Origin of the sequence: Pseudoduganella ginsengisoli, from assembly GCF_009720865.1 — a bacterium.
Classification (GTDB): Bacteria; Pseudomonadota; Gammaproteobacteria; order Burkholderiales; family Burkholderiaceae_D; genus Rugamonas; species Rugamonas ginsengisoli.
Window position 1 is genome coordinate 17,028 of record NZ_WNLA01000010.1, and the last position, 14,316, is coordinate 31,343.

16 protein-coding genes are annotated in these 14,316 nt (G+C 63.8%); 13 read left to right on the forward strand and 3 right to left on the reverse strand.

Annotated features, from left to right (window positions below):
* Positions 1 to 8: 8 nt before the first annotated feature.
* Entirely contained in the window at positions 9 to 1,049 is a 1,041-nt protein-coding gene (locus GM668_RS15420) for a GGDEF domain-containing protein (protein ID WP_155439859.1), read from the reverse strand.
* Positions 1,050 to 1,446: 397 nt separating this feature from the next.
* Between GM668_RS15420 and GM668_RS15425 the strand changes: the two genes are divergently transcribed.
* The 13 genes from GM668_RS15425 to GM668_RS15480 all read left to right on the forward strand — a co-directional run bounded on the left by GM668_RS15425 (position 1,447) and on the right by GM668_RS15480 (position 13,140).
* Positions 1,447 to 1,629: a Flp family type IVb pilin gene (locus GM668_RS15425; protein ID WP_155439860.1), complete on the forward strand. Its 183-nt coding sequence runs from the start codon at positions 1,447 to 1,449 to the stop codon at positions 1,627 to 1,629.
* A 49-nt stretch (positions 1,630 to 1,678) separates the two neighbouring features.
* Complete coding sequence (locus GM668_RS15430) at positions 1,679 to 2,215, forward strand: A24 family peptidase (RefSeq protein WP_155439861.1); 537 nt, start codon at positions 1,679 to 1,681, stop codon at positions 2,213 to 2,215.
* Positions 2,216 to 2,304: 89 nt separating this feature from the next.
* Positions 2,305 to 3,645: a DUF8689 domain-containing protein gene (locus GM668_RS15435; RefSeq protein WP_155439862.1), complete on the forward strand. Its 1,341-nt coding sequence runs from the start codon at positions 2,305 to 2,307 to the stop codon at positions 3,643 to 3,645.
* The gene (gene cpaB, locus GM668_RS15440) at positions 3,635 to 4,495 is read left to right on the forward strand and encodes a Flp pilus assembly protein CpaB (protein WP_155439863.1); all 861 of its coding nucleotides are present in this window, start codon (positions 3,635 to 3,637) and stop codon (positions 4,493 to 4,495) included. Before GM668_RS15435 ends, cpaB begins: the two co-directional genes overlap by 11 nt.
* Before the next feature lie 9 nt (positions 4,496 to 4,504).
* Positions 4,505 to 5,998, forward strand: coding sequence for a type II and III secretion system protein family protein (locus GM668_RS15445; RefSeq protein WP_229499392.1), 1,494 nt, complete (start codon positions 4,505 to 4,507; stop codon positions 5,996 to 5,998).
* A complete protein-coding gene (locus GM668_RS15450; protein WP_155439864.1) occupies positions 5,995 to 6,276 on the forward strand; it encodes a hypothetical protein in 282 nt (93 codons plus the stop codon). The genes GM668_RS15445 and GM668_RS15450 overlap by 4 nt, the downstream gene beginning before the upstream one ends.
* A complete protein-coding gene (locus GM668_RS15455; protein WP_155439865.1) occupies positions 6,273 to 7,652 on the forward strand; it encodes a pilus assembly protein TadG-related protein in 1,380 nt (459 codons plus the stop codon). Before GM668_RS15450 ends, GM668_RS15455 begins: the two co-directional genes overlap by 4 nt.
* Positions 7,649 to 8,122 carry a hypothetical protein gene (locus GM668_RS30560; protein ID WP_170305656.1) on the forward strand — a complete coding sequence of 158 codons (474 nt, stop codon included), beginning with the start codon at positions 7,649 to 7,651 and terminating at the stop codon, positions 8,120 to 8,122. Before GM668_RS15455 ends, GM668_RS30560 begins: the two co-directional genes overlap by 4 nt.
* A gap of 1 nt (position 8,123) precedes the next feature.
* On the forward strand, positions 8,124 to 8,684 hold the full coding sequence (locus GM668_RS30565; RefSeq protein ID WP_170305657.1) for a TadE/TadG family type IV pilus assembly protein: 561 nt from the start codon (positions 8,124 to 8,126) through the stop codon (positions 8,682 to 8,684).
* Positions 8,685 to 8,694: 10 nt separating this feature from the next.
* Positions 8,695 to 9,867: a CpaE/TadZ family protein gene (locus GM668_RS15465; RefSeq protein ID WP_155439867.1), complete on the forward strand. Its 1,173-nt coding sequence runs from the start codon at positions 8,695 to 8,697 to the stop codon at positions 9,865 to 9,867.
* Positions 9,864 to 11,231 (forward strand): TadA family conjugal transfer-associated ATPase, encoded by a 1,368-nt coding sequence (locus GM668_RS15470; RefSeq protein WP_155439868.1) that lies wholly within the window; start codon positions 9,864 to 9,866, stop codon positions 11,229 to 11,231. The genes GM668_RS15465 and GM668_RS15470 overlap by 4 nt, the downstream gene beginning before the upstream one ends.
* An 8-nt stretch (positions 11,232 to 11,239) precedes the next feature.
* Positions 11,240 to 12,214 carry a type II secretion system F family protein gene (locus tag GM668_RS15475; protein ID WP_155439869.1) on the forward strand — a complete coding sequence of 325 codons (975 nt, stop codon included), beginning with the start codon at positions 11,240 to 11,242 and terminating at the stop codon, positions 12,212 to 12,214.
* The gene (locus GM668_RS15480) at positions 12,211 to 13,140 is read left to right on the forward strand and encodes a type II secretion system F family protein (protein ID WP_155439870.1); all 930 of its coding nucleotides are present in this window, start codon (positions 12,211 to 12,213) and stop codon (positions 13,138 to 13,140) included. The genes GM668_RS15475 and GM668_RS15480 overlap by 4 nt, the downstream gene beginning before the upstream one ends.
* A 5-nt stretch (positions 13,141 to 13,145) precedes the next feature.
* On the opposite strand, the gene GM668_RS15485 is transcribed toward GM668_RS15480, so the two are convergent.
* Positions 13,146 to 13,910, reverse strand: coding sequence for a GIN domain-containing protein (locus GM668_RS15485; RefSeq protein ID WP_308506823.1), 765 nt, complete (start codon positions 13,908 to 13,910; stop codon positions 13,146 to 13,148).
* Between the two features lie 33 nt (positions 13,911 to 13,943).
* On the reverse strand, positions 13,944 to 14,156 hold the full coding sequence (locus GM668_RS15490) for a hypothetical protein (protein WP_155439871.1): 213 nt from the start codon (positions 14,154 to 14,156) through the stop codon (positions 13,944 to 13,946).
* Positions 14,157 to 14,316 lie beyond the last annotated feature (160 nt).

Below are 14,316 nucleotides of genomic sequence, written 5' to 3' on the forward strand. Positions count from 1 at the left end.
CCAGCGTTTTAAAAGAATTCTGCCTCGTCGTTCGAGGCGATTGCCTGCAGCAAGCCGCCGCTGACCAGTTCATCGTAGTGGCAAATCATGTTGCGGCCATGGCTTTTCGCGTAATACAGCGCCTGGTCCGCGTGGCCGAGGATGATCACGGGCGCTTCATACGCACTGATGCTGACGTAGCCGATCGATACCGTGACTTTGCCCACTTGCGGGAATTCATGCGCTTCCACATTCATGCGGAAGCGGTCGATGATGCGGCGGGCATTTTCCTGCGTGGTCGAACGCAGCAGCACGACGAATTCTTCACCGCCAAAGCGGAACACGCGGTCTTGCGCGCGGAACGATGATTGCAGCAAGTTCGCAATCAGGATCAGCACTTCGTCGCCATACAGGTGGCCGAACTTATCGTTGACGTGCTTGAAGTGATCGACGTCCACCACGGCCAGCCACTGCTTTTCCTGGTCCGAGTGCTGGCGCCGTTCTTCATCGCCGGGCAGCAGGGTCAGTGCATCCTGCTCCGCGCTGCTGGCAGCGAGCATCTTGGCCAGCTGGTCATCAAAGGTTTTACGGTTCAGCAAGCCCGTCAGTGAATCCCGCTCGCTGTAATCCAGCAAGTTCTGGAAATTGCGGTATACGCTGACGATCCCGCCCACAATGTGGATGGTTTCCGGCGTGTATGGCGTGGGATTGATAATTTCCAGGCAAGTATTGCATTTGTCGCCCATCCAGATCGGCAGCCACAGCGTGTGGTTGCCTTCCGCATCAACTTGCTCGGCAGACGATTCGTGGTGGCTGATGCAGGCGGCCAATGCCGGGATGCTGGTTAGCGGGTCGCCCGGGTCTTGCTGTTCTTCCATGCGGGCGGTTTTGCCGGCGCTGATGATGGCGCGTGAACGGACAAACATCTGGCCTTTGACGACGGTGACCGACAGCACGCGCGTTTGCTGCGCGTTGGCAAGTTCTTGCACTGCGGAAATTACCGAAATGTCAAGCATGGTGTGGTCGCGGTGGCCAGTCATGTCCACCATGTGTTTCAGTAGGGAATCCATCGTCGTTCTCTGATCACACACCCATAGCCTCAAGCATCATACCGAGAGCCCATCATAGCGAGTTTTACTGCAGCTGCAAGGCTCACAGTGCTTAAAAGCATGAGGCCTTTCCGAAAGACAGCTAAGTAGAATAATACCTTTTTGTCTTATAAGCAATTAAAGCTTACGAATATCTGCCAAAACGCCACGATTCTACGCCGTAGGGTTCAGCCTGAGCGCCCGTCTGTGGAAAAAACGCGGCATTGGCTGCGTCACCGCTAAGCAAAAAAATTCCATGTGGAAAAGTTGTGCGTCGTCAACGACGCATGAATGGCCGTGCCTATAGTGGTCTCAATGGCGGCGGCATGGCTGCAGACAGGTCCCGCCAGGTCTTGTTAACTCTTTTTAGGAGCACATCATGGACTCACTGTTTGCAGCCGTCCGCAACTTTGCCCGGGACGAGGGCGGTATCACTGCCATTGAATATGGCTTGATTGCCGCCGTCATCGTCGTCGCCATCACCACTGGTTTCACGTCCGTCAGCGCGGGCCTGGACCACATCTTTACGGACATCAAGACCAAATTGGGCGTCACCAGTTAGTGACCCGCAGCGCGCCGGCGCAGTCTGGCCGGCGCGCCTGGATTCCGCCATGCTGAATGTCTTTGAATTTGCGCTGCTGTGGCTGGTCATGCAAGCCGCAGTCACGGATCTTGCTGTGCGCAAGGTCCCCAACGTGCTGGTGCTCAGTGGCGTATTGCTGGCGCTGGTGCTGCATTGCCGGCTGGGGCCGGACGGCGCGTGGCTGTCTGCGTGGCTGGGCGGCTTGGCGGCAGGATTTTTCCTGTTCCTGCCCATGTACGTGGGCGGGGGCATGGCCGCAGGCGACGTCAAGCTGATGGCCATGGTGGGCGCGTTTGCCGGGCCATCGCTGGCATGCGATATCGCCATGGCCAGCATCCTGGCGGGCGGCGTGCTGGGCCTGGTGCTGATTGCCGCCAGCGGACGGGGGCGCCAGTGTTTTGCCAACGTCAAGCTGTTGCTGGCGGCGCTGATGGCGCGCCTGTCCGGGGTACGGGTGCCATTGCCTGTACTGTCCGGCGGCGCTTCGGTAGGCGGCATGCCGTACGGCGTGGCGGTGGCCATTGGTACGGCCGCCACACTGTGGTCGCACCACGGCATGCCGTGAAACGGCCTTGCCGCTAATCAATGTCCATCAGGAAAGCCGCGGCTAGACTCGCTTTTCCTACAGATCTGCTCGCTTGAAGGAGGACCGTCATGCTTGATATTGCCACCGTGCTTCCCGCCACCCGCACTGATGAGGATGAGCACAGCCCCATCTTGCCGCCGCAGCCGCGCAACGTGCATGAAACGGGGCTGGAATTGCAATTGATTGTGGAATTGATTGCGAAAGCGATTTTCACTGCGGGCCGCACGCATTTGCCTATCCTCGCGACCCGCTTGCGGCTGTCCGTCAACGTGCTGCGCGAAGCGCTGGATTTCATGGTGGCGGAACAGTTGGCGGAAGTGGCGTGGCGGGGCGATGCCGATATCGACGTGCAATACCAGCTGACGGGCATGGGACGCCAGCGCGCCGGCGTCTGGCTGGAGCGGGCGCCCTACATGGGGCCCGCTCCCGTGACCCTGGACGCGTACCGGGCCATGGCGGCGCGCCAGGCGGCGCGGCTGGCGCTGGGCGGCGTCATGGCCGACGATGTGGACGCCGTCTTTGCCGATTGCAGCCTGGATCCCGCCGTCCACCGGCTGGCGGGCGCGGCCATGCATGCGGGCCGCTCCATGCTGCTGTACGGCCCGCCGGGCGGCGGCAAGAGCACGTTGGCGCGCAAGCTGGGCGGTTTGCTGGCCGGCGCCGTGCTGGTACCCCATGCGGTGGCGGTGGGCCAGGAAATCGTGCAGCTATATGATCCCGCCATCCACCAGCCACCCACGCCGGCGCCCGGCGGACGCTTGCCGCCGGAGCGGCGCAGCGGCGATGCGCGCTGGATGCTGTGCCAGCGGCCCATCGTGCACCTGGGCGCGGAACTGGACGCCGCCATGCTGGAATTGCGGCACGATGCCTTCTCGGGCTGCTACCAGGCCCCCGCGCACTGCAAGGCCAGCCATGGCCTCGTCATTGTCGATGACCTGGGCCGCCAGCGCATTGCCGCTACCGCCTTGTTGAACCGGTTTATCCAGCCGCTCGATGCCGGGCAAGACCAGCTGGCGCTGGCCGGCGGTTATCAATTTTCCATGCCATTCCACGCGATGCTGGTGTTTGCCACCAACTTGCCGCCGCACCAGCTGCTCGATGGTTCCGCGCTGCGCCGGCTGGGCTACAAGGTGCACGTGGGAGCGCTGTCGGAAAGCGCCTATTGCGCGCTGTTCCGCAAACAGTGCCGGGCCGCCAACGTGGCGGTCGATGAAGCGGCGCTGCGCCATCTGGTGGACGAGCTGCATGCGGGCAGTGGGCAGCCGCTGCTGGCCAGCTTTCCCCGCGAAATCCTCGCGCGGCTGGCGGACTTTGCCAGCTATGCGGGCCAGCCGCCGCAATTGACGGTGGTGGCGCTGGAACAGGCGTGGTCCAGCATGTTCGCCGCCGGGGCCAGCCATGAAGCATAAGCGCGCCTTGCTGATGCTGGGGCTGGCCATGTTGCTGGGGCTGGCCGCCGTCTTGCTGGCGTCACGCTGGCTGTTGAATCAGTCGCCGGGGGCGGCGGGCCGCATTGTCGTGGCGGCAGTCGATGCCAGCCCGGGCCAGCGGCTGGCGCCGGACATGGTGAAGCTGGCGGACTGGCCCGTCGAAAGCTTGCCGTCAGGCGCCTTGCGCGAAGTGCGCAAGCTGGAGGGGCGCGTGCTGCGCCATGCCGTGCAGCGGGGCGAGCCGCTCAGCGAAGGCAAGCTGGCGCCGGCCGGCGCGTCCGGCGGCCTGTCTGCGCTGATTTCGGAAGGCAAGCGCGCCATCACCGTGCGCGTCAATGATGTCGTCGGTGTCGCGGGATTTGCGCTGCCGGGCAATTTCGTCGATGTGCTGGTGTACACGCAGCTCGATAGCGAAGGACACGAAGGGCAGCGCGCCATTTCCAAGATCGTGCTGGAACGCATACTGGTGCTGGCGGTCGCCCAGGAAGTGGGACGCGACGATACCAAGCCCCGTGTCGTCAACGCCGTCACGCTGGAAGTCACGCCGGTGCAGGCGGAGCAGCTGGATCTGGCGCGCAGTGTCGGCACGCTGTCGCTGGCGCTACGCAACCAGGTCGATCCGCATCCGGGCATCACGGATGGCGCGACCAAGGTGTCGCTGCTGGGGATGCCGGATGTGCATGCCGTGCCTGCCGCCGTATCCAGTGCGCCGCCAGCCCCGGCGCCGGCGCAGTCCAGGCCGCGCGTGGCGCAGGCTGCGGCAAAGCCGGCGCCGCGCCAGTGCATTGGCGTCATCAATGGGGTGCACAGCGGCCAGGAGTGCTTTTAAGGAGAGACCATGAACGCCATGACCGGATGGCTGCCGCGCGCACCGCGGCGGCAGGGACGGGTTTTGCCGTCCATTTCATGCCTGGCCCTGCGGCTGCTGGCGGGGCTGTTGGCGGGGACGTTGGTGCTGCCGGCCACGGCTGCTAACGGCGGTGAAGACAGTACGGCGCCACAGCGCGGCGGCAGCTTGCACTGCCGTGGTTCGAATGGCGCGCCGTGGCGTTTGCAGCTACAGCCAGGCAAGTCCAGCATGCTGCCCGTGGGTGGAAAGGTTGCGGGCCGCAGCATCGGCAATCCGGGCGTGGCGCAAGCCGTGCTGGTGGCGCCCGACACGCTGTATGTCGCCGGCGTGGCAATTGGCAGCACCAATATGGTGGTGCAGCTGGCAAGCGGCATTTGCCAGCTGGTTGATATCGACGTGGCGCTCGATGCCGCGGGCTTGCAGGCGGCGCTGGCTGCCTTGATGCCGCTGGAGAAGGGCGTGCGCGTCACGCCGGCGGCGGATTCGCTGGTGCTGAGCGGCGCCGTGTCGGACGGCCCCACGCTGGTGCAAGTGCTGGAATTGGCGCAGGCGTATGTGCGCCGCCCCGTCCCGCAACTGGCCACGCCCGGCGCGCCCGCATCTGCCGCATCCCCCGCTTCGGCGCCGCCATCCGCGGCCGATACCGGACCAGGGGCCAGTCCCCGCATCGTCAACCTGCTGTCGGTGACGGCGCCGCAGCAAGTCATGCTGGAAGTGAAAATCGCGGAAGTGTCGAAGACCTTGCTGGACAAGCTGGAAACCAGCGTGCTGATGAAGGCGGGCGGCAGCTGGACCGCCACCTTGCTGACGAATTTCCTGTCCGGCGTGGCGAAGGGCCATGCCGACTTGACGCGCGCATCCGGCAAGGGCGTGATGATCGATGCGGAACGGCAGGACAGCCTGGTGCGCATCCTGGCCGAACCGACCTTGATTGCCGTGAGCGGCCAGGAAGGCAGCTTCCTGGCCGGCGGCAAGATCTTGATTCCCGTGGCGCAGGATGACCGGCGCGTGACGCTGGAAGAAAAGGAGTTTGGCGTCGGCCTGCGCTTTACGCCGACCGTGCTGTCCGGCGGGCGCATCAACCTGAAGGTGGCGCCGGAAGTGTCGGAATTGTCGCGCGAAGGCGTGGGTATCAGTACGGGCGGCCTTGGCGGCACGGCGATCTTGCCGCTGGTGACGACGCGCCGTTCTTCCACCACGGTGCAATTGAATGATGGCCAAAGCTTTGCCATCGGCGGGCTGATACGCAATCACCAGAACACGGGCGTCAAAGGCTTGCCGCTGCTGGCGGAAATCCCGGTGCTGGGCGCCCTGTTCCGCAGCACGGATTTCCTGCATGAGCGCACGGAATTACTGTTTGTGATCACTGCCCGCCTGGTGCAGCCGCAGGCGCCGGGCCAGGCATTGCCGACCGGGGACATGGCGCCGCCCGGACGCGCACCGCTGATGCTGGGCGCCCATCCAGCCGGAGAACAGCCATGATGACCATGCCCAAACGCTTGTCCTATTGGCTCCGTTATGCCTTGCCCTGCCTGCTGTCGGCATGCGCGTCGCCGCCGGCGCTGCAGACGCCGCCTGCTTCCGGCGATGTGGTGCGTGCAGCGTTTGCGCGCCAGGTGATTGCATTGCCATCCAACGCGCCCGTCACCGGCATCGATAGCGGGGCGGCGCTGCAGGCGCAGCAGGCTTACCGCAAGAGCTATGCCGAGAAGGAACCAGCCTACCGGCCGCTGGTCATCGGTGCGGGAGCGCAAAAATGAAGCGCGCGGCTGGTTCCATTTCCATCGCGTTTGCGCTGATGCTGGCCGGAGTGCTGGCCTTTATCGGACTGGCGATGGACCTGGCGCAAGTGTTCAACCGCAAGCAGGAATTGCAGCAACTGGCCGATGCCGTGGCGCTGGCGGCGGCGCAATCACTCAATGGCACGGCCGACGGCATTACCAGTGCCGTCAGCCAGGCCAGCACGATTGCAGCCGGCTACCACTATGCGTATGTGCAAAACGTGGCATGGAGCAGCAGTGCGCTGTCGTTTGCCGACAGCGCTGATGCGGCGGGTAGCGCATGGAAGGATGAAGCTGGCGCCAAGGCCGCGCCGAATGGCTTGCGCTATGTGCGGGTCGATACCAGCCAACTCGGTGACATCGGCAACGTGGCGATGCCATTTGCCGCCATGCTGGGCGATGCATATGCCTCCATCACAGCCAGTGCGCAAGCGGTGGCGGGGCGCAGCGGCATCGAGGTGGCGCCGCTGGCCATTTGCGCGATGAGCGCGGCGGCCGACGCTACCCGCAACAATGGCGCAGGCGATGCGGAATGGGTGCAATATGGCTTTCGCTATGGCGTCACGTATAACTTGCTGAACTTGAATCCCGCACTGGGCGCGGCCACGCCGGAATACTTCCTGGTGGCGCCGCAAGCCACGTCGGCTGACGCTTCCGATGCAACCGTGGCGCCGTTCATGTGTAGCGGCAGCATGGCGCGCGACCGCATCACGGATGCCACCGTGCCTGTGCGCCGGCCCGGCGCCTTTACGTTCAGCGGCCAGTTGAATACGCGCTTTGACAACTACACGGCCGCCGCGCCCTGCACGGCGCGCGGCACGCCGCCGGACATCAATGTCAAGTCTTACACGGCGCCGGCGTGGATGGGCGCCCCCACCGCGGCCCACGCGCAGCCAGGTGCAAGCGGGCCGGGACAAAAGCTCGATACCATGGCGGACCGCACCGTGCCCGCGGCCAATGCGGCAGCCTATGGCACGCTGTGGGCATATGGCCCCGCGAAGCAGGCCAATGCGGCCCATGGCAACATCGCCAAGAGCCAGTGGCAATACCTGTACAAGGTCAATACCGGCAGCCCGCCCGCGGTGAACGCCACGTATACCGGCGCGCCGCCATACAGGTCGACCGGCGCCAGCATGAGCGCGAAACCGGTGAACCCCGGCCGCAAAGACCGGCGCCTGCTGTACATTCCGTTGCTCGCCTGCCCCGTGGCCGCTGGCGCCAGTGCGCAGGCCCAGGTCGTGGCCGTGGCCCGCTTCCTGTTGGCGGCGCCGGCGACGGCTTCCGCAGTCAGCGCTGAATTTGCCGGCATTGCCAGCGAACAGGCGCTGGGCGGCATGGTGGAGTTGTACCGGTGAAGCGCGCTATACCAAAGCTGGCCGGCGCGCTGCAGAATGGGGTGGCGGCCATCGAGCTGGCGCTGTGCCTGTCCGCGTGCGCACTGCTGGCGCCGACCGTGCTGGCGCTTGCCGGCGTCTTTCTGCATTACGCGGCCATGCAAAAGGCCGTGCATGAGGGCGCGCGCTATATGGCGTCGCTGCCGCCACAGGCGCTGGGCACGGATGCCGCGGCTACCCAGGCCATGGCGGCTGCGCGCGCGATCATGGTGGAGACGGCGCGGCAAGCCGGCCTGGAAGTCACGCTGCAGCCGGAACAGATCATCATCGAATGTGATGGCTTCGCGTGCTATGGCACGCTGCCGTCGTCCATCAAGGTATCGGCTGCCATCAATGTACCGCTGTCGACAGAGCTGTTCAGCACGGAAACCAGCGGCACCGTGCAAGTGCGGGCATCACATACGATGCGCTATGGCTATGCGGGCAATTGACATGGCCGGCAAGCGTCAGGGCGGTGCGCTGACAGTGGAATACGCGCTGGTGTTTCCTGTGTTTCTGCTGTTCCTGTTCCTGCTGCTGGAAACCGCGCGCGCAGTGTGCGTGTGGAATACCGTGCAGGAAGTGACGCGGCGCGCGGCGCGCACTGCCGCCGTCACGGATTTCCGCGACAGCAGCGCCATGGATGCCTTGCGCCGCAATGCCATCTTCCGCGACAGCGACGGCACGCTGCTGCTGACGGGCGGCGTCACGCAAGACCATGTGGTGATTGATTACCTGTGGCAGGACAGTGCGGGGAACCTGCAGGCATTAGCGGAAGGGGCGCTGCCTGCATCGGCCGCGCAAAACCGTATCAACTGCATGGCCGACCCGGGCGGCGGCAGTTGCATCCAGTTTGTGCGGGCCCGCATTTGCAGTCCGGTGGGCTGCGAACCTGTGCCTTATCTGCCGTTGCTGACCTGGCTGCCTTTGCCTGCCATGACCATACCGCTGGCGACCACCGTGGTCAAGGCTGAATCGCTGGGTTACCGCACCTGCACTACGCCATGTCCGTGAAGGAGGATTCATGAAAGCATTGATCATCAGCCATGACAGTGAATTGCAGGCGGACGTTGCCTCGCAAGGTTCGGCGCGCATGCCTGCCGTGGAAGTATTGGCCGTGCGGCAAGGCTTGCGCGATGCCGTGGAGCGGCTGTTGCCGGATTCGCCCGGCCTGGTGGTGCTGGACGCCAGCGAACTGGCGCCGGGCGAAGCGGAGTTGCTGGAGCCGCTGGCGCGCCATTACCCGCGCGCCGCGTTCATGCTGCTGACGCGGGCGCCGCAACAGGACTTGCTGATCCGCGCCATGCGCGCCGGCATGCGCGAAGTGCTGGCGCTGCCGCTGGATCACCGCGCCTTCCATGACGCGATGGACCGCATCGAAGTCGATGCCGGCATCACGCGCATGCGCAATGGCAAGGCGCTGGCCTTTATCTCATGCAAAGGCGGCAGCGGCGCCACGTTCCTGTCGACGAATTTCGGCTATGCGCTCGCCGAACTGGGTGGTTGCAAAGTGCTGCTGATGGATTTGCACGGCCAGTTTGGCGATGCGACCTTGTATGTGTCGGACCAGAAGCCGGTCATGACGCTGTCCGACATATGCGCGCAAATCGGCCGCATGGATGGCGCGTTCCTGGATTCGTGCCTGGTGCATGTGGCGCCCGGCTTTGGCGTGCTGGCGGCGGCTGACGATCCGGCGCAGGCCGTGGAAATGAAGCCGGACCACATGGACATCATCTTGCGCGTGGCGCGCCAGCATTACGACTACATCTTGCTGGATGTGGGGCGCCAGATCGATGCGCTGTCGCTGCGGGCGCTGGACCATGCGGACGTCATTTATCCGGTGCTGCAACTGGCGCTGCCCGATATCCGCGATGGCAGGCGGCTGCTCGATATTTTCCGGTCGCTGGGCTATCCGGCGGAACGCATCCGCCTGATCGTCAACCGCTATGAAAAGGGCGGCAAGCTGCGGCTGGCGGATTTGTCGTCCGCGCTGGGCGCCGAAGTGGCGCATACGGTGCCCAACGATTACCTGGCGGCGACCGACTCCGTCAACCAGGGCGTGCCGCTGCTGCAGCTGTCGCGCAGCAGTGCGCTGGCGCGCAGCCTGGGCGAACTGGTGGAGCTGGTGACGGCCCGCCGCATCCCGGAAAGCAAAGGCTTGTTTGACCGTCTGTTTGGCCGAGGGGAGGATATATGAGCTTAAGGGAACGTTTGACGGGGCTGGAAGATGGCCGCCTGATGCAGGGGGCGGGCAGCGGCGGGCCGGTACTGACTGCCAGCCTGCCTGACGCGGCCTATCAAGAGCTGCGCAAGTCCATGCACCAGGCGATCCTCGACCGCATCGACCTGGAACGCTTGAAAAAACTCACGCAAGAACAGTTCCGCCACGAACTGGCGCTGCTGGTGCAGCGCGTCATTGAAGATGAGCGCATCGTGCTGAACCAGCACGAGCGGCACCGCCTCGTGCTCGACATCCAGAATGAAATGCTGGGTTTCGGGCCACTGGAAGCGCTGCTGGCCGATGCCGGCGTGTCGGACATCCTCGTCAATACCGCCAGCAAAGTGTATGTGGAACGGAGCGGGCGGCTGGAACTGACCAGCGTGACCTTCCACGACAATGCGCACCTGATGAAAATCATCGAGAAAATCGTGTCGCGCGTGGGGCGCCGCATTGATGAATCCAGTCCCATGGTCGATGCACGCCTGCCCGACGGTTCCCGCGTCAATGCGATTATTCCGCCGCTGGCCATCGATGGGCCCATGCTGTCGATCCGCCGCTTTTCTTCCAGCCCGCTGACCATCGCCAACCTGCTCGCCTACAAAAGCGTGACGCCGCCCATGGTGCAGGTGCTGGAAGCGCTGGGACAGGCGAAGATCAATATTTTGATTTCGGGCGGCACCGGCAGCGGCAAGACCACGCTGCTGAACGTGCTGTCCGGCTTCATTCCCGGCAGCGAACGCATCGTCACGATAGAAGATGCGGCGGAACTGCAATTGCGCCAGCCCCACGTGGTACGGCTGGAGACGCGCCAGCCGAATATTGAAGGCAAGGGCGAAGTCACGCAGCGCGCGCTGGTGCGCAATGCGCTACGCATGCGGCCGGACCGCATCATCCTGGGCGAAGTGCGGGGCGCGGAAGCCATCGACATGCTGCAAGCGATGAATACCGGCCATGAAGGTTCACTGGCCACCATCCATGCGAACTCGCCGCGCGATGCACTGGCGCGGCTGGAAAACATGGTGGGCATGGCCGGCGTGCATTTGACGCCGCGCGCCATGCGGCAGCAAATCTGTTCCGCCATCACGGTGGTGATGCAAATGTCGCGCCTCACGGATGGCACGCGCAAGCTGGTCAGCATGCAGGAAGTGACAGGCATGGAAGGCGAAATGATCGCCATGCATGAAATCTTCCGCTTTGAACAGGACGGCATCGATGGCGCAGGCAAAGTGCTGGGCCGCTTCCGCGCCACCGGGGTGCGGCCCCGCTTTGCGGAACGCTTGCGCATGTATGGCGCGCCGGTGCCGGACAGTACATTTGATCCAGAAAAGCTGTACGAATAGGAGGTGGTATGGACCTGGTGTTTTCCGCATTTGCAGTGCTGGTATTTGCCGCCGTGATCCTCGCCATTGAAGGCGCATGGCTTTGGTGGTCGGGCAATCATGGCGGCGATGCGCGCCGTATTGCCCGCCGCCTGCAATTGATGGCGGCCCGCACGGATGGCAGCGAGCGCGTGACCATCCTCAAACAGCGCCGCTACAGTGCGCAACCATTGCTGGACAGCTGGCTGCGCCGTATACCGCACATGGCCAAGCTGGACCGGCTGCTGCTGCAGGCAGGCGTGGATTGGACAGTGGGACGGTTTCTTGCCGTGCAGGGCGCGCTGCTGCTGGCGGCGCTGGCGTTGCCCGCCTTGTCGGGCGCACCGGCGCCGCTGCGTCTGGCGGCGCCCATACTGGCATGCGCGGGGCCGGCGCTGATGCTGCTGCAGGCCAGGGGACGCCGCCTGCACAAGCTGGAAGAGCAATTGCCGGAAGTGGCGGACTTCCTTGGCCGTGCGCTGCGTGCCGGGCACTCGTTTGCCAATGTGCTGCAAATGGTGGGCAATGAAATGCCGGAACCGACGGGCAGTGAATTCCGCATGGCGTATGAAGAAATCAATTATGGCGTGCCGATGAATGAAGCGCTGCACAACCTGGCGGCGCGGATTCCATTGACGGACTTGCGCTACATGGTGCTGGCTGTGCTGATCCAGCGCGAGTCCGGCGGCAACCTGGCGGAATTGCTCGACAACGTCAGCACCATGGTGCGGGCGCGCTTGAAACTGATGGCGCAAGTGCGCGTGCTGTCCGCCGAGGGGCGCATGTCGGCGTGGATACTGGGCTTGCTGCCGCTGGGCGTGGTGGCGCTGATGTCGCTGCTCAACCCCGGCTATATCTCGGTGCTGTGGACCGATCCCGCCGGCGCGCGGCTGCTGTGGTATGCGGCGGGCGCCATGCTGGCAGGGCTGCTGTGGATGCGTACCGTGATCAGGATCAGCGTATGAACGGCCCCATGGCGGTGTTCCTGTTGCTGGTATTCCTGGTGGTGGCAGCCATCGTGATGCTGGCTTTGTGGCTGTTTGCACCAGATGCCGTGCGCCTGCGCCTGAACGGGCAATTGCTTGACCCGGATGCGCAGCCAGTGGAAGGGCAGGGCAAGTGGGTCGAGCGCATTGCGCGCGTGGCGCAGCCGCTGACGCGCCTGTCGCTGCCGGACGAAGGCTGGGAACGGTCGCCGCTGCGCACCCGCTTCATTACGGCAGGCTGGCGCCAGCAATCCGCTCCGACGCTGTATTTCGCGGCCAAGACCATGCTGGCATTGCTGCTGCCGGCGCTGGCAGCGCTGCCGGCCGCCAGCCATGTGCCGCAAAACGCGTGGCTGCTGCTGTTGCTGGGGGCTGCCGCCATCGGCTATTACTTGCCTAACGCCGTACTGGCGCGTACCGCGGCGCGGCGCCAGCGGGAAATCTTTGAAAATCTGCCCGATGCGCTGGATTTGCTGACAGTCTGCGTGGAAGCGGGCCTGAGCCTGGAACGGGCGCTGGTGCGGGTGGCGGCGGAAATCCACATCAAGAGCGTAGCGCTGGCGCAGGAATTGCAGCTGACGTTGATGGAAATGCGCGCCGGCTTCAGCAAGGAAAAAGCGTTGCGCAACCTGGCGCTGCGCAGTGGCGTCGAAGATATGGATACGCTGGTGGCAATGCTGATTCAATCGCAGCGCTTCGGCACCAGCATGGGCGATTCGCTGCGCGTGCATTCAGAAAATTTGCGCACCAAGCGCAGGATGATGGCGGAAGAAGCGGCGGCAAAGATCGGGTTGAAATTGCTGTTCCCGCTGATCTTTTGCATTTTCCCGACGTTGATGCTGGTGCTGCTTGGCCCGGCAGCGCTGCAAGTGGCGCGTGTGCTAATGCCGGGCCTGTTGAAATAACCGGCTTAGTTCCAGGCGACGCTGCCCATGCCGCGCGCCGTGGAGCTGCGGTTGGCCGGTTTGCCATACACGGTGGCGGAACCCATGCCGGACAGGCGCAGGTTGGCCGACGTCTTCGCGTACACCGTGGCGCCGCCCAGGCCCGACATGTCGACGTCGACGCTGTCGGCGCGCAAGCCTTGCGCATCCAGGCTGCCGATGCCGCCCAGCTTGGCCGTCAGGTTTTTGCTTTGGCCGTTGATGACGATTTGTCCCGCGCCTTTCAAGTTCAAGTCCACGCTCTCCGCGTCGCCCGCGTTCACGTGCATGCTGCCGACGCCGGTCAGGCGCGCATCCATATGCTTGTAGCGCGATGCCATGTTGACGGAGCCGGCGCCTTCCAGCGACACGCGCATGTCATCGCCCGAAAAGCCGGACAGTTCTGCGGAACCGACGCCAGCCGAGACAAATTCACGCAAGTTCGGCAACGTCAGTTCGGCGCGCAGGTTGCCATTGCTGAAGTTGACGCCGCGCAGGTCAGTGCCGATGCGCAGCGTATCGCCGCTTTGCACCACCGTGATTTTCGGCACGTAGCGCTTGTCGCCGGACACCACCAGCGAAGGCGTATTGCCCTGCTTCAGATTCAGGCTGATGATCCCATCCAGCACCACCTTGACGGCCCGTGCATCCACAGTGCGGATTTCACTGATCACTTCATCCGCGACGGCCAGGCCGTGTGCTGCGTACAGGGAAACTGCCATCATCGTGGCGCTGATAAATTTGTTCATCATTCTGCTCCGGCTGGATTGATTGGACTGCTGGGATTAATTGGCGAGCGCTGCTTTTTCAGCTGCGCTCAGCCGTTTAGCGGAGATCACCACCACTGGCACCTTGGCGGCATTTGCTTGCACGGTGTGGGCGGTAGCGACAGTATTCTTGGCGGCTGGTACGGCTGCAACGGCAGTGGTCACCAGGGTAGCGCCTGCCAGGGTAACGGCAGCGAGGAAGATGGCTTCCATGTTTTTAGCGATGTTCATTTTCAGCTCCTTGTCTATGTGTTCGTCGTTTCGATGAGTGAACTATAGACAAGGGCCGTTTGCAGCTCTATCGGTGTGCGACGAACTGCAATTTTTGCGACATGAACTGCATGAAAACGCCGACCGGCGTATTGCGGAGGATCAGGCGAAGCGCAAATGA

What these genes read in the sequence shown, in the direction of transcription:
- GM668_RS15420 (WP_155439859.1), bottom strand. Translation starts at nt 1,049, where the DNA reads ATGGATTCCCTACTGAAACACATGGTGGACATGACTGGCCACCGCGAC.
- GM668_RS15425 (WP_155439860.1), top strand. Translation starts at nt 1,447, where the DNA reads ATGGACTCACTGTTTGCAGCCGTCCGCAACTTTGCCCGGGACGAGGGC.
- GM668_RS15430 (WP_155439861.1), top strand. Translation starts at nt 1,679, where the DNA reads ATGCTGAATGTCTTTGAATTTGCGCTGCTGTGGCTGGTCATGCAAGCC.
- GM668_RS15435 (WP_155439862.1), top strand. Translation starts at nt 2,305, where the DNA reads ATGCTTGATATTGCCACCGTGCTTCCCGCCACCCGCACTGATGAGGAT.
- cpaB (WP_155439863.1), top strand. Translation starts at nt 3,635, where the DNA reads ATGAAGCATAAGCGCGCCTTGCTGATGCTGGGGCTGGCCATGTTGCTG.
- GM668_RS15445 (WP_229499392.1), top strand. Translation starts at nt 4,505, where the DNA reads ATGAACGCCATGACCGGATGGCTGCCGCGCGCACCGCGGCGGCAGGGA.
- GM668_RS15450 (WP_155439864.1), top strand. Translation starts at nt 5,995, where the DNA reads ATGATGACCATGCCCAAACGCTTGTCCTATTGGCTCCGTTATGCCTTG.
- GM668_RS15455 (WP_155439865.1), top strand. Translation starts at nt 6,273, where the DNA reads ATGAAGCGCGCGGCTGGTTCCATTTCCATCGCGTTTGCGCTGATGCTG.
- GM668_RS30565 (WP_170305657.1), top strand. Translation starts at nt 8,124, where the DNA reads ATGGCCGGCAAGCGTCAGGGCGGTGCGCTGACAGTGGAATACGCGCTG.
- GM668_RS15465 (WP_155439867.1), top strand. Translation starts at nt 8,695, where the DNA reads ATGAAAGCATTGATCATCAGCCATGACAGTGAATTGCAGGCGGACGTT.
- GM668_RS15470 (WP_155439868.1), top strand. Translation starts at nt 9,864, where the DNA reads ATGAGCTTAAGGGAACGTTTGACGGGGCTGGAAGATGGCCGCCTGATG.
- GM668_RS15475 (WP_155439869.1), top strand. Translation starts at nt 11,240, where the DNA reads ATGGACCTGGTGTTTTCCGCATTTGCAGTGCTGGTATTTGCCGCCGTG.
- GM668_RS15480 (WP_155439870.1), top strand. Translation starts at nt 12,211, where the DNA reads ATGAACGGCCCCATGGCGGTGTTCCTGTTGCTGGTATTCCTGGTGGTG.
- GM668_RS15485 (WP_308506823.1), bottom strand. Translation starts at nt 13,910, where the DNA reads ATGATGAACAAATTTATCAGCGCCACGATGATGGCAGTTTCCCTGTAC.
- GM668_RS15490 (WP_155439871.1), bottom strand. Translation starts at nt 14,156, where the DNA reads ATGAACATCGCTAAAAACATGGAAGCCATCTTCCTCGCTGCCGTTACC.